Below are 13,514 nucleotides of genomic sequence, written 5' to 3' on the forward strand. Positions count from 1 at the left end.
GAAGCGTCCCTGGCGTGTAACCCATCTCCGCCGAACGTCCCTTACCACCCCATCGCCACCCCATTGCCAACCCACAGCCTCGACCAACTGGATGACGGCTTCGGGTGATGGCCGTGAATTGGCCCGGAGCAAGCGAGCTTCCGCTTAGGGTCGGAACCGGCATTCCGCTTAGGGTAAAGCCACTGGGACAGCTTCAGGCGGAGCCATCACCTTCAGCACCGCTTCGCGTCGTGCTGCTGGCCGGAGACGCCCCTCTTTGGCGGGCACGGCCGGCCTTCGCCTTACGACTGCGCCAACCGCGATCCGAACCGACGAAGGCCTCCAGCATGTGCGGAATCAGGGCAGCGGTGTCCACGGGTTCATAGAGCCGGCTGTGCTCGGCCGCGTACTGATCGAGTTCCTCCTTGAGAGGCTCCGGCAGGATGATGGTCATGCGGACGACGCCAACCTTCGGCAGCCGACCGAGCCTCAGATCTGGCATTGTTCACCTCCTGCTTGTGAGACAAAGACATGTTGCCTGTTCAGATAATCTGCGTAGGCGACGAGGTCGCGATGAACGGCGGCAGGCAGTTCGACGGTGATCTTGACCGGACGGTTATCGGGAATGGCGGAGCGTTTCAGCTTGGTCATGACGGACCCTTTGACTTGCCGTAAGGCACAAGAACAAGGTCGCGATTGACAATCACGCGAACCGGAAAACCGGGCCGCACCGTGAGCGTCGGCTGCACGTTGAGCTGATTGCGCACGATCTGCTGGCCAATATCGGAGGCCGAGTCCTGCGCGCTTTCGCGGATGGCCTTGGCGATTTCGCTTTCGTCGTCGCTGGACCCGAGCGATGTCCCAATGCCCAGCAATGTCGAGAGCGCTGCGGCCCGGAACATCTGGCCCCAATGATGGTCAACTTCGTCTTCAAGGCCAGAAAACCCTTGCGTGTCTGCGCCCTGCTGGCGCTCCAGCACGATCGATGTGCCATCGGGCATGATCAGCCGGTTCCAGACCAGCAGCACGCGCGACTGACCGAACGCGACCTGGCTGTCATACTGGCCGATCAGCCGCGCACCCTGCGGGATCAGAAGGTATGAGCCGGTTGGGCTGTCGTAGACATTTTCCGTGACCTGAGCGGTGATCTCGCCGGGCAGGTCGGAGCGGATGCCGGTGATAAGGGCAGCTGGAATGACGCTGCCGGCTTGCACCACGTAGGGCGAGGCCTTCTCGGCGAGCCGATTGGGGCTGATTGTGCGACGGTCTGGCTCGGCATTGACGAAGGCCAGCTTGCGATCCTGCACGTTTTGCGCGGCGCCAGGATCGATCGGTGGCGGCCCAAGCGGCGGAGTCAGACCAGATTGGGTGTCCGGTCCTATGACCCTGCTGCCAGCCTCCTGTCGTGTGGGACCAGGTCTCGTGTTCGTATCGGTGAAGAGCTTCGCCACGCGTGCGGCCTCGATCTCGGCCAGTCGGCGCTGCTCCTCCGGATCGGCGCGCGGGCCACTGACGTTGGACGCCCCAATCGGCTGGCCGCGCTCCTGCGCGCGCAAGATCGGCCGGCCCAAATCGCCAGGCAGCGCGGGGCCGAGTTGCGGAACACCGGCATAGTCCTTCGGCAGCTTCTGTAGCCCGTCGGCCGTTGAGCGGTTTTCGGTGGTGAAGAGCTCGGACGGCTGTTCGGTTCCGCGCTGTCTGGTGTCGAGCGCCCAAATCAACGTGCCGAGGATCGCAGCGCTGGCAACTCCACCAACGCCTATCAGCACCTTGCGCGACAGTCGCGTGACCCTGGCCGGTTCGGGCCGAAGGCGCAGTTCCGCTCGAATGTCCTGGTTGGGTGCATTTGCAGGGTCGCTCATCGGAACAGCCTCGTGCTGGGCGAGGTTCGTTTGCCGTCCGTACGCACGATGCGGACGCGCTTTTCGCTTGTTTTGTCGCCGAGCCTCAATTCAGCGGCGGCAAACAGCCGATCAACGACGTAGTAGTTCTGGCGAGCACGGTAGTTGACCAGCTCCGAGCCGCCCGATGGGCCGATGACAAAGAGTGGCGGCATTTCACCTTGCCCTATGCCAGACGGGAACTCGATGTAGACTTTTGCACCGTCATCGAAGGCGCGAAGCGGCCGCCAGGGCGCCATGTCGCCTTCGATGCGATAGCGGAAATTCAGTTTCTGGATGTCGACGCCGGACGCGACCGGCTGTGCGGCGGAAGCCTGCGCGTTCTGGCGCCGCAGCGCAATCAGCTGGTCCTGCGGGTACTGCCAGGAGACCGAAGCCATGTAGGTCTTTTCGGTCGAGCGCAGCTCGAGATGATAGGTGCGGCGGTCGCTGTTGATGACGAGATTGGTCTGCAGATCCGGCCGTGTCGGCTTCACAAGAATATGGACCTGCTGGCGCTCCCCTGCCCCACTTTGCGTATCGCCGATGATCCAGCGCACCGTGTCGCCGGCGGCCACAGGCCCGGAGCCGACAAGCTGCTCGCCGGGCTGCAAGGCGATGTCGGTGACCTGGCCGGGCGCGGCATAGATCTGGTAGAGCGCGCCCTCACTCCAGGGATAGAGCTGGATGGCATTGACGAACCCGTCGCGAACCGGCTGCATCCTTGCTGCCTCGTTCGCCTGGCTGATACGCTGCTTCGGATCGGTCGGCTCCGGCTTCACCTTCGTAGCGTCGACTGGTTTCAACTGACCAGGCAGCGGAAGCGGTTTCGGCACTTCCACCACTTTGACCGGACCAGGCGGCTCGACCCTGCGCACCGCAGACACCGCATCGTCGTAGGCGATTTCCGGCGGAATGTATTTCTTCGATGCACAGCCGGCGAGCGCCGTTGCCGACAGCAGTGTCAGGGCAAGCCTACGTGCCTTGGGCGCATTGCGCGTGGCCGGTCTCGCCGATGTTCTTGTTGGTGCTGCACCCATCATGAAAACTCCTTCGACCAGCTGATGGCGTTGACATAGACGCCAAGCGGATTGGCTTTGAGCCGGTCAGCGTCGCGGGGTTGCTGAATCACGATTGTGAGGATTGCGGTCCAGCGCTCCGTGCCGGCCAGGTTGCCATTCTCGTAACGGCGCTCGATCCAGGCGACGCGAAAGGAATCGGGCGTAGCACGGATGACGCTGGAAACCTCGATGGCGATCTGGAGTTTGCCCAATTTGGCAAAAGGGTCGTTCAACCGGGCGTAATCATTGAGGGAAATGGCGCCGCGGTCTGTGGTGTAGTCGTAGGCGCGCAGCCAGTTTTGGCGGACGATGACCGGGTCGGCCGGAATGCCTCTGACCTGTTCGATGAAGCGGGCCAGATGCCAGGCGATCTGCGGATCGGTCGGCCGATAGTCGGCAACGGCCGGAGCGACAACCTGCGCTTCGCCGAACTTGCCGACTTCCACCACCCAGGGAACCACTGAGCCGCGCGTCGACTGCCAGACCAATGCGGATGCAAAACCGCCGGCCAAGACGAGAGAGCCGAAGGCCATCAGCCGCCAGTTCTTCGCCTGGACGCGAGCCGAGCCGATGCGCTCGTCCCAAATCTGGGCTGCGCGCTGATATGGCGTCTCAGGGTGAGGCGTTTTTGAGTAACGAACAAAAGGGCGTCTAAAGGGTGTCATCAGCGGTCGTCCTGATCGAGGGAAACATTCATCGAGCCGCCGCCATCATTGCTCGAGTGGACCGAATGGGCGGCGATGCTGGCGCCATGGCTCATGGCCTGGCTGCGTTTCATGCGTTTTGCCCATGCTGGCGGAGAGTCGGCACTGGCCCCGGTGGACGGCCAGTCGCCGGAGGAGGCCGTGCCCGACGATCGCTCTCCACTCGTCGCAGTCCAAGCCGCAAAGCGGCCGGCCTCATAGCTGTCGGACAACGCCGTCGCAGCGCGTGACATGGCCTGCTTCACCGGTCGAACGGCAGCGCTGGCACCGGCCCTGGCGACACCTGCCACGCCGGCGGCGACCGAGCCTGCACCACCTCGTCCAGATGTCGCTGCGCCAAGCTCCCAGGCGGCCGAAGTGCTGCCGGCCAGGTGTGCGCCACCGCGTGCGGCCGCTGCCGACATACGCACCCCGGCATTGAGTGCGCCAGCGCCGCTCAATCCGGTGCGAGCACCCATAGCGCCGGCCGCGCCAAGGCCGCCAGCGACGAGGCTCGTGCCAACAGCGGCACCTGCGCCAAGTTGGGGGGCACCAGAGACCAGCCCCGTCGCAATGCTTGGACCGAAGATCGACAGCCCCATCAGCGACAGGGCGCCCAGGACAAGCGACAGCGCATCCGTGATTGTGGGCTGTTCCGCGCCGAAGCCTCGGGTGAACTCGGCGAACAGCCCCGAGCCGATGCCGACGATGACGGCAAGGACCAGGATCTTCACGCCGGAGGCAACGATGTTGCCGAGCACTTTTTCGGCAAGAAAGGCGGTCCGGTTGAACAGCGCAAAGGGGAGCAGCACAAACCCGGCAAGCGTCGTCAGCTTGAATTCGACCAGCGTGACGAAGATCTGGACGGCCAGAAGAAAGAACGCAATCAGTACTATCGCCCAGGCGATCATCAGCACTACGATCTGGACGAAATTCTCGAAGAACGAGACGTAGCCCATCAGTTGGCTGGCGGCCTCGAGGATCGGATTGCCGGCATCGATGCCGACTTGTGCAACGCGGCCCGGCTGCAGCAATGCCGAGCCTGAAAGTGCCGAGCCTCCAGCCTTCAGGCCGAGCCCGGAAAAGCTCTCGAAGACGATGCCGGCCAGACGATTGAAGTTGCCGATGATGAAGGCAAAGAAGCCGATATAGAGAGTCTTCTTCACTAGCCGGTGCAGGACGTCCTCATCAGCACCCCATGCCCAGAACAGGCCGGCCAGTGTGATGTCCATGACAATGAGGGTCGAAGTAAGAAACGCAACTTCCCCACCGAGCAGACCAAAGCCGGAATCGATATAGCGGGTAAACGTCTCCAGGAAGCGATCGATCACGCCGGTGTCGTTCATGGCGCCACCGTTTCCGGATGGAGCCGGTCTTCCGCGCTAGGCGGAGTTGGCGGTTGGAGCGGCAGCATTCGGCTCTGGTCCTTCTCGATCCACGGACCCGCGTTTGGCGCGATGGGGCGGGATGGTTGCAGGAAGCGTCGGCGGCTTTCCGCCCAGGCTTTCCTGCAGGCGTCGTCATCAATCGCCGCCATGCCAATGTCCCGGCATCGGGCAAGCTCGACCCCAGCCGGCTCGCCGCCCGGATATGCAGAGCGCGGGGAGGACGCGTTCTGCGAGCCGCCGCCGCGCAGCGCCATGGAGGCGGCGGTCATGGCGGCGCCAAGGGCAAGAACGGCTGTTATCCGGGCGGCGATCTTGAGATCCATGCGGTCTTTGCCTCAGTCGTGGAACATTTTTACAGATGACGCGCTGTAGCTGCTGCCCGTCATAAAACGGCTGAACTGTTCCCGTGCCTGCTCCTGCGCGGCCGCCCGCCTCGCCTGCTCAAGGGCTTCGGCTCGTCCTTGTGCGGCCAGCATCGCAGTGAGGTCGGCAACTTGCCTGGCTTGGACCGCGAGGAGCTGGTTGCCGGCCTGCGTCGCCTGAAGCAAGCCGACGGCGGACTGGCTGGCACCGACCAGCGCACTCGTCTGCTCTTGTGTCGCGGCGATGTTGTCGACCGCGACGGCGCCCGCCTTCAGCGAATGCTCGAAGGCCGACACCGAGGTCTGCCAGCGTTGACGCGCGCCGTCGACAAGCTGCTGGCTGGAGAGATTCGAACCGAAATTCTCGTAAGCGGAGGTAAACTGGCTCTCGACCTCCTGGACGCTATAGGCCAGCTTGTCGGCCTCGCCGAGCAGGCTCTTCATCTCGGCAAAATTGGCCTCGATCTGGCCCAGCAGCGAGGTCGGCAGCGAAGTGAGATTCTTCGCCTGGTTGATCAGCATCTGCGCTTCGTTCTGAAGCGAGGTGATCTGGTTGTGGATCTGCTCCAGGGCGCGCGATGCCGAAAGCAGGTTTTCGGCGTAATTCCTGGGATCGAACACGATCAGCGCTGATGCTGGTGCCGATGACAGCGCCGTGGCCACGGCGATGGCGCCGGCTGCCGCCACGCGACGGATACGGCGACCTGCAAGAACGGAATTCATGACGAAATCTCCTCGGTGGACTGGTTGATCAAGTTGGTGAGACCTGGGATGAGGTCGGCCGCCCAGGACAGACTGCGCTCCGCTAGCCAGGCCTCGAGGAAATGGTCTCGGCCGGCCTCGGCGACGATCCGGCCGATCGCGGCCTGGTCGGATTTGGACGATGTGGCGCAGAGCGCCAGCGCGATTGGACCGAGCCCTAGTTCGAACAGACGATTGCCGCGGCGGCTTTGACAGTAATAGTCGCGCTTCGGTATCGCCCGGGCGATGATCTCGATCTGGCGATCGTTGAGACCAAAGCGTCGGTAGATCTCGGTGATCTGCGGCTCGATGGCGCGCTCGTTGGGCAAGAACAGCCGCGTCGGGCAGCTTTCTACTATTGCCGGCGCGATTGGCGATCCGTCGATGTCGGAAAGCGACTGCGTGGCGAAGACTACGCTGGCGTTCTTCTTTCTCAGCGTCTTCAGCCATTCGCGCAACTGGTCGGCGAAACCGCCATCGTCGAGCGCCAGCCAGCCCTCGTCAATGAGCAGCAGCGTCGGCCGTCCATCCATCCTCTGCTCGATGCGGTGGAAAAGGTAGGCAAGCACCGCGGGAGCAGCACCCGTGCCAATCAGGCCCTCGGTTTCGAACGCCTGGACGGTGGCTTCGCCGAGTCGCTCATGCTCGGCATCAAGCAGCCGGCCAAAAGCGCCGCCGATGCAATAGGGACCAAGCGCCTGTTTCAGCGGCGAGGACTGCAGCAGCACGGATAGGCCAGTTAATGTCCTCTCCTGGATTGGCGCAGAAGCCAGCGACGTCAGCGCCGACCATAGATGTTCCTTCACCTGCGGCGTGATGACCACGCCTTCCCGCAGTAGAATGTCGAAGAGCCAGGCGGCCGCCCAGGCCCGCTCTGGCGTATGATGGATGCGGGCAAGCGGCTGCAGCGACACGGCCTGAACGTCGTCCGACAGATCGGCCAAGGTGAGCGAGGGCAACGGATTGTCAGAGCCCTGTCCGCTTTCAGCATTGCTTCCGAGATTGTGCCAATCACCATTCATGGCGAGCGTGGCAGCGCGGATTGAGCCACCGAAATCGAAGGCAAAGACCTGGCTGTTCTCGTAACGCCGGAACTGCAGCGCGATCAGCGCCAACAGGACCGACTTGCCGGCGCCCGTCGGGCCGATGACAAGGGTGTGGCCGACGTCTCCAACATGCAGGCTGAACCGAAACGGAGTGGCGCCCTCCGTCCTGGCGAAGAACAGCGGCGGCGCTCCAAGATGCTCGTCCTCGGTCGGACCTGCCCAGACCGCGGAGAGGGGAATCGCGTGCGCAAGGTTGAGCGTGGAAAGCGGCGGCTGGCGAACATTGGCATAGACATGGCCGGGGATGCCGCCCAGCCAAGCTTCGACAGCGTTGACGCCCTCGGCGATGCAGGTGAAGTCCCTGCCCTGAACGATCTTTTCGACTAGACGCAGTTTTTCGTCGGCAATCGATGGATCAACATCCCAGACCGTCATGGTGGCGGTGACATAGGCTTCGCCGATCTGATCAGAGCCCAGGTCCTGGAGCGCCGCGTCCGCATCGGCCGCCTTGTTGGCCGCGTCCGAGTCGACGAGAACAGACGCCTCGTTGGTCATCACCTCCTTGAGGATCGCGGCAACGGATTTCCGTTTCGCGAACCACTGACGGCGTATCTTGGTCACCAACTTGGTCGCCTCGGTCTTGTCCAGCATGATCGCCCGCGTTGACCAGCGGTAAGGGAAGGCAAGCCGATTAAGATCGTCGAGAATCCCCGGGAAGGTCATCGTCGGAAACCCGATGATAGTGAGTGTGCGCAGATGCGCATCGCCAAGCCTCGGATCGAGTCCGCCGGCCAACGGCTGATCGACAAGCAGTGCGTCGAGATGCATCGGCGTTTCTGGCACGCGAACGCGATGCCGCTTGGTCGAAATGGTTGAGTGCAGGTAACTCAGCGTCTCCCCGTCATCGAGCCAGTCAGCTTCGGGAACGAAGCCCCCGATGAGGTTGAGCGCGCGATCGGTGCGATCGACAAAAATCTTCAGGAGTTCCCAAGGATCGACGCCGGTCTTTTCCCGGCCTTCATAGAGCCAGCTCTCCATTCGCGACGCTTCCTCAGCCGGAGGCAGCCACACGAATGTGAGAAAGTAGCTGCTTTCAAACAGCACACCGGAGGCTTCGAACTGTTCGCGACGCTCGATGTCGAGAAGTGCCGATGCGCAATCCGGGAACCGGCTGTCTGGGTAGCCGCTGGCAGGATTGCGCTGCGCTTCGACAAAAATTGCCCAGCCGGAGCCGAGCCGGCGTAGCGCGCCGTTGAGCCGCGCGGTCGTGCCGACCAGCTCCGCCGGCGTGGCGGAGTCCAGGTCCGGCCCGCGAAAACGCACTGTCCTTTGAAAGCTGCCGTCCTTGTTGAGCACCACGCCCGGCGCCACCAGGGCGGCCCAAGGCAGATAATCGACGAGGCTGGCACTCTTCTTTCGGTATTCCGCGAGGTTCATCATGATGAAGGACCTCAACAGCCGAAGTGCGAGGGATAGCGAAGGTGCCGGCGTGCCACATCGACGAACTGCGCATCGCGCTTTGCCGCCCAGACGGCCACGAGATGTCCGACCAACCAGATGATGAGCCCTGCGACCCACAAGCGAAGTCCTAATCCGACCGCGCCGGCCAGCGTACCGTTGGCGATGGCAACCGCACGCGGCGCGCCGCCGAGCAGGATCGGTTCGGTGAGTGCGCGATGCACCGGCGCGAAAAAGCCGCGGACTTCCTCCTCCATCAGATCAGCGCTCCGCCGCCGAAGGAGAAAAAAGACAGGAAGAACGAACTTGCCGCGAAAGCGATCGACAGGCCGAAGACGATCTGGATCAGCCGGCGAAATCCGCCCGATGTGTCGCCGAAAGCGAGCGACAAGCCGGTGACGATGATGATGATCACCGCCACGATCTTGGCGACTGGCCCCTCAATCGATTCGAGAATTTGCTGAAGCGGCTCCTCCCAGGGCATGGAGGAACCGGCAGCATGGGCGGGCGCAATCGTCATGATCGCGGCGGTCGTCGCATACGACAGCTCCACGGCAAGTTTGCGGACAGCCGATGAATTGAAGCGGATCGGGGTCATTTTGAAGCTCCAAAGGGCGAGTGGTGATTCACGGTCATTGTGGTCTCGAGATTTGCTTCCAGGGTGCGGTAGTCACCGGTGGCCGGATCGAGCCCGTCGACCAAGGCGATTTCGACGAGCCGGCGCGCGGAACCGCGGCCGGCGAGGACGGCGACGAGGTCTATGGTTTCGGCTATCAGCGCGCGCGGGACCGTGACGACGGCCTCCTGTACGAGCTGTTCCAGTCGCTGCAGTGCGCCAATGGCAGAATTGGCGTGAATGGTGCCGATGCCGCCGGGATGGCCGGTGCCCCAGGCCTTCAGCAAATCGAGCGCTTCGGCGCCACGTACCTCGCCGATCGGGATGCGGTCGGGCCGAAGCCGCAATGATGACTTCACTAGATCGGACAGCGAGGCGACGCCGTCCTTTGTGCGCAGCGCTACAAGATTGGGCGCAGCACACTGCAACTCGCGTGTGTCCTCGATCAGCACGACGCGCTCGGCGGTTTTAGCCACCTCCGCCAAAAGCGCGTTGACGAGCGTGGTCTTGCCCGTCGATGTGCCGCCGGCCACCAGCACATTCTTGCGTGTCTCCACGGCAAGCTGCAGGACGTCAGCCTGGCCTTCGGTCATGATGCCGGCAGCGACATAGTCTTGAAGCGTAAACACCGCGACCGCCGGCTTGCGGATGGCGAATGTTGGTGCCGTGACGACAGGCGGCAAAAGGCCCTCGAACCGTTCACCGGTCCCAGGCAGTTCAGCCGAAACGCGCGGCGAGCCCGAATGCACCTCCGCACCGACATGGTGCGCGACCAGCCTGATGATCCGTTCGCCGTCTGCCGCGATCAGCATTTCATTGCTTGCAGCCAGTCCTTCGCTGAGACGGTCAACCCACAGGCGACCGTCGGGATTGAGCATCACCTCGACAATGGCTGGATCGTCAAGGAAGCCTGCGATCGCCGGGCCGAGGGCGGTGCGCAGCATGCGCGCGCCGCGCGATGCCGCTCCCTTACTGGCATGATAGTTGGTCGCCATGCGGGTCCCCGTTTCTCGCCACGAACTGGCTCTTGCCGCGGTCGGGGATCATTAGAAAAGGCAGGAGCGCCGGCCTTGCAACAAGCAAAACCGGCGATCGTGGCATGACGTGCAGAGACTTGCGAAATGCGGTGCCGCGACCGCCTGGCGATTGTGGTGGTCAATCCGGCGCGGGTGTGGGCGAAGGCTAGCAGGTATGTTGAAGAGCTAGAGAATTGTGGTAGAAATTGCCAGAAAGGTAGATTTTTGGAGTTTCTCGTGTCCCTGAACATCAAAAATCCAGCCACCGTTGCTCTCGCCGATGAACTCGCACGCCGCCAGGGTATCAGTAAGACAGCAGCCATTCATCAGGCCCTTAGCGAGCGCTTGCACCGCTTGGGCTTTGGAGAGACCGCTCAGGAGCGTCTGCTGGCAGAATTGCGCGCCATCCGAGAAAGAGTGGCACGATTGCCTGAACTGGATTGTCGCAGCGACGAGGAGATCATCGGGTTTGACGAGCATGGAATCCCTAACTGATGGTGATCGATACCTCAGCTGTTGTAGCGATCCTTCGGAGCGAGCCTGAGGCAGCAAGGCTGGAACGAGCGCTGGTCTCCGACCCAATCCGTCTGATCCCGGCAAGCTGCGTGCTCGAGGCACGCATGGTGCTGGTCAGCAGGCGCGGCGAACACGCGTTGGCTGAGATCGATCTTTGGCTGCGCAAAGTCGAGGCCGACATCATTCCTGTCGACTCCGAATTGGTTGATCTGGCGACCCAGGGTTGGCTGACCTACGGCAAGGGCCACCACCTGGCGGCGCTGAATTTCCTATGCTTTGGCAAAGCGTGCAGACGAACCGCTGCTTTTCATCGGCAAAGACTTCTGCCAAACGGATATCGAACCGGCATGAGCACGAGATTGTAAGATCATCGGCTGTCTCCAGCTTGAACCTGTAGTAGCGCCCAATTAGTTTCGGCCCTGTCGGCTGGGCCTGCATCGAGGGGCGTCATGCCAATTGGTGCAAAAGCAGAGCAAGCTGGCGTCTTTCGTCCTTCCGATCTGGTGCTGCTGGGCCGCGTCTTGGATGGTTTGGAAGTTGAGGGCCAATCCAGCCGGCCAACTTGTAACTCAGACATTCACGGCCGCGACGCTGGCTGCACCAATAAATGATGGGCCTCGTCGAAAACAGCCCTGGGGAGGGCCCGAAGCTCGCTCGCTTCGTAGGTGAGATGCTCGAGATAGGCGACCGGCTGCCGATTACCCATGAATTCCTGTCGGTCATGTTGGGTGTACGACGGCCGGGCGTCACCGTGGCACTTCAAATGCTGGAAGGCCGCGGTCTGATCAGGTCAAATCGTGGCGAGGTCATCGTCCGTGATCGAACTGGTCTCATCATCTTGGCAAACAGCTCATATGGCCAGCCGGAGGCGGAATATGCCCGCCTGATCGGCGAGCAGGCATCTCCATGATCCAAGCCAATATCGAAGTCCGCCGATGGGATGAGACAAACTGCCTAAAACGGCAGGCCATCGCTAATGCTGGGCGGGGGGTCTCGATCCGCGAAGGGCAACCCGTGCTGGTTCCGTGGAGTGAGGCACGCCAAGTGTCTCCCTTCCGCAAAGATTAATACTTGAGACTGGAGGCTCTGTCAGCGCCGTTGGCGACCAGAGCAGGATATGGCTGCCAGTCCGCGCGGGAACTACCATCCAGCCGCAGTCGACGTGTTGTCCGGGTCCCGGCCAGCGGTCGTCGGCCTGTTCGGCCAGAGTTTTCAGATATGAGGCTTGTGCGGGGGTCATCTCCGCTGACCCAATCTTCCGGGTCTTTTCCGAATTTGCCGATGCCTCGATTTTTGGGTTGTCCCGATCGCCCATGGTCAATCCCCCTTGATTGATCAGCTCAATGAGAAACGATCATGATTTGTTCCGCTACATTTGGTAGGCTTTCTCAGACCGTTTGCGGGGCTGCTCGTCACCGACCTGGTCAGTGTGTGGGATCGGCCGGAGTAACGTCGACCCTGACGCCTATGCCGACGGCCTTAGCAAGGCGGGAGCTTTTAAACGCATTGATGCACTCGGGGAAAAGTTAGGCCTGTAGCGTCCGCCCGTGGCTTTTCGTCTCCAGCGAAGGACAGCCGATCGGGTTGGATTGGGACAGTTTTGCTGCAGGTTGTGACCCGCGCAATGAAATTTTCTGAATTCAGTGCATCGTGGCTCGACTGGCGATCGAGAGGACAAACGGCGGATGGGAGCGGCTCATAGGGTACAACAGCCCGGCATTCGCCCTGAACCCACCGAGACCTCGCGCCCGCCGGTCGAATCCTACTGTCGAAACAGATCAGGACCTTCCGATGAGGGCGATGGTCACCAGAGACACAAAAAGGACAAGGGCGATTGCAGCGCCCCAGAAGAAGACTTTTTCGGTGCCGCGTTGCTCTTCCTCGCGAGATATGTCTTTCGCCATTGCATGCATCCTTCGAAGGTCAGCGACTGAGCAACGTGATGTGCCAAGGCTGGGTTCCGATAAACTACTTGCCCGCTTCGCACTGTGAGACAGCTCTCGGAATGAAACTCCAACCGTCGGTTGGTGGACGCATCGCAGCTGGTGCATCTAAAGTTCGCGTGGTCCGCGCGCACCGGGCATGCCCGACCCCGAGCCCCCCGCTCGGTGCAACACGTTTGATCGACCCGCCGCATCAACCTGTGCGGCGGGCTTTTTTCCTCACGCGATGGAACACCGGCGCTCAGGAAAAGTTCTGCCCACGCAGCAAACTCTTTCCCTCATTTTTTTGCTGCCAGATCGGATATCTCCGATCGGCCCGCGTCGTTCTTATCCTCCGGCGACGCGGGCTCGCTGTCCTTGCTCGGTCGAGGAGCCACAGAACAAACGAAAGCACGATGCTGTCAGGACCCGGTGCCAATCGGAGCACAAAACGTGAAGTTCTCACGTTGGAGCTTGCGCGGATCCTGGTCAACCGTAGCGGCATATGTGAGGCGGGAGCGCCATTCTTTTTCTGGGACCGGTGAAACATTTCTCAGGGATCGCAGTTCTGGATGCAGAGGAATTGAATAAGGGAAACCTGATTGCACGGGAGGAGCACGGACGGCACAACTATAAATACGCTCTGCAGAGAATACTTCGCAACGGGAAGCTCTCGCTTGTCTTGGTTGCCGCCGAAGCTTGTTTGAAAGACGGCGATCGCCGCCGAAAAGATTTTCTAAATGAAAATAGCCCAGATCGCACCGCTAACCGAATCCGTGCCGCCCCGAACCTACGGTGGAACCGAGCGAATTGTTTCGTATCTGACCGAAGAACTTGTCCGACAGG

The 13,514-nt window shown here is 61.7% G+C and carries 13 protein-coding genes and 3 pseudogenes; 3 read left to right on the forward strand and 13 right to left on the reverse strand.

Going from position 1 to position 13,514, the window contains the following annotated elements; all coding sequences use genetic code 11:
• Window positions 1–193: 193 nt before the first annotated feature.
• From NKH59_RS27865 to trbB, 12 genes and pseudogenes are all read right to left on the reverse strand, one after another.
• Complete coding sequence (locus NKH59_RS27865) at window positions 194–481, reverse strand: DUF2274 domain-containing protein (protein WP_352474823.1); 288 nt, start codon at window positions 479–481, stop codon at window positions 194–196.
• Between the two features lie 32 nt (window positions 482–513).
• A pseudogene (locus NKH59_RS27870) lies at window positions 514–630 on the reverse strand (DUF2274 domain-containing protein); the annotation flags it as partial.
• Window positions 627–1,841 (reverse strand): TraB/TrbI/VirB10 family type IV secretion system protein, encoded by a 1,215-nt coding sequence (locus NKH59_RS27875; protein WP_353023674.1) that lies wholly within the window; start codon window positions 1,839–1,841, stop codon window positions 627–629. The pseudogene NKH59_RS27870 and the gene NKH59_RS27875, both read right to left, overlap by 4 nt.
• Window positions 1,838–2,902, reverse strand: coding sequence for a P-type conjugative transfer protein TrbG (gene trbG, locus NKH59_RS27880; RefSeq protein WP_353023676.1), 1,065 nt, complete (start codon window positions 2,900–2,902; stop codon window positions 1,838–1,840). The genes NKH59_RS27875 and trbG overlap by 4 nt, the downstream gene beginning before the upstream one ends.
• Window positions 2,899–3,585: a conjugal transfer protein TrbF gene (gene trbF / locus NKH59_RS27885; protein ID WP_353023677.1), complete on the reverse strand. Its 687-nt coding sequence runs from the start codon at window positions 3,583–3,585 to the stop codon at window positions 2,899–2,901. The genes trbG and trbF overlap by 4 nt, the downstream gene beginning before the upstream one ends.
• Window positions 3,585–4,949: a P-type conjugative transfer protein TrbL gene (gene trbL, locus NKH59_RS27890; protein WP_353023679.1), complete on the reverse strand. Its 1,365-nt coding sequence runs from the start codon at window positions 4,947–4,949 to the stop codon at window positions 3,585–3,587. The genes trbF and trbL overlap by 1 nt, the downstream gene beginning before the upstream one ends.
• Entirely contained in the window at window positions 4,946–5,314 is a 369-nt protein-coding gene (gene trbK-alt / locus NKH59_RS27895) for a putative entry exclusion protein TrbK-alt (protein ID WP_352474828.1), read from the reverse strand. Before trbK-alt ends, trbL begins: the two co-directional genes overlap by 4 nt.
• Before the next feature lie 12 nt (window positions 5,315–5,326).
• Window positions 5,327–6,076, reverse strand: coding sequence for a P-type conjugative transfer protein TrbJ (gene trbJ, locus NKH59_RS27900; protein ID WP_352474829.1), 750 nt, complete (start codon window positions 6,074–6,076; stop codon window positions 5,327–5,329).
• Window positions 6,073–8,580 (reverse strand): conjugal transfer protein TrbE, encoded by a 2,508-nt coding sequence (gene trbE / locus NKH59_RS27905; protein ID WP_353023681.1) that lies wholly within the window; start codon window positions 8,578–8,580, stop codon window positions 6,073–6,075. Before trbE ends, trbJ begins: the two co-directional genes overlap by 4 nt.
• An 11-nt stretch (window positions 8,581–8,591) precedes the next feature.
• Window positions 8,592–8,855 carry a VirB3 family type IV secretion system protein gene (locus NKH59_RS27910; protein ID WP_352474832.1) on the reverse strand — a complete coding sequence of 88 codons (264 nt, stop codon included), beginning with the start codon at window positions 8,853–8,855 and terminating at the stop codon, window positions 8,592–8,594.
• The gene (locus NKH59_RS27915) at window positions 8,855–9,118 is read right to left on the reverse strand and encodes a TrbC/VirB2 family type IV secretion system protein (protein WP_352474837.1); all 264 of its coding nucleotides are present in this window, start codon (window positions 9,116–9,118) and stop codon (window positions 8,855–8,857) included. Before NKH59_RS27915 ends, NKH59_RS27910 begins: the two co-directional genes overlap by 1 nt.
• 74 nt (window positions 9,119–9,192) lie before the next feature.
• Complete coding sequence (gene trbB, locus NKH59_RS27920) at window positions 9,193–10,209, reverse strand: P-type conjugative transfer ATPase TrbB (protein ID WP_353023683.1); 1,017 nt, start codon at window positions 10,207–10,209, stop codon at window positions 9,193–9,195.
• A gap of 258 nt (window positions 10,210–10,467) precedes the next feature.
• On the opposite strand from trbB, the gene NKH59_RS27925 reads away from it, so the two are divergent.
• The 3 genes and pseudogenes from NKH59_RS27925 to NKH59_RS27935 form a co-directional block, all read left to right on the forward strand.
• Complete coding sequence (locus NKH59_RS27925; protein WP_352474834.1) at window positions 10,468–10,725, forward strand: type II toxin-antitoxin system VapB family antitoxin; 258 nt, start codon at window positions 10,468–10,470, stop codon at window positions 10,723–10,725.
• A pseudogene (locus NKH59_RS27930) lies at window positions 10,725–11,097 on the forward strand (type II toxin-antitoxin system VapC family toxin). The gene NKH59_RS27925 and the pseudogene NKH59_RS27930 overlap by 1 nt, the downstream one beginning before the upstream one ends.
• A 331-nt stretch (window positions 11,098–11,428) precedes the next feature.
• A pseudogene (locus NKH59_RS27935) lies at window positions 11,429–11,656 on the forward strand (helix-turn-helix domain-containing protein); the annotation flags it as partial.
• A gap of 868 nt (window positions 11,657–12,524) precedes the next feature.
• Here NKH59_RS27935 and NKH59_RS27940 read toward each other — a convergent pair.
• On the reverse strand, window positions 12,525–12,650 hold the full coding sequence (locus NKH59_RS27940; protein WP_352474836.1) for a hypothetical protein: 126 nt from the start codon (window positions 12,648–12,650) through the stop codon (window positions 12,525–12,527).
• Window positions 12,651–13,514 lie beyond the last annotated feature (864 nt).

The sequence above is a fragment of the Mesorhizobium sp. M0998 genome (assembly GCF_040318885.1).
Classification (GTDB): domain Bacteria; phylum Pseudomonadota; class Alphaproteobacteria; order Rhizobiales; family Rhizobiaceae; genus Mesorhizobium.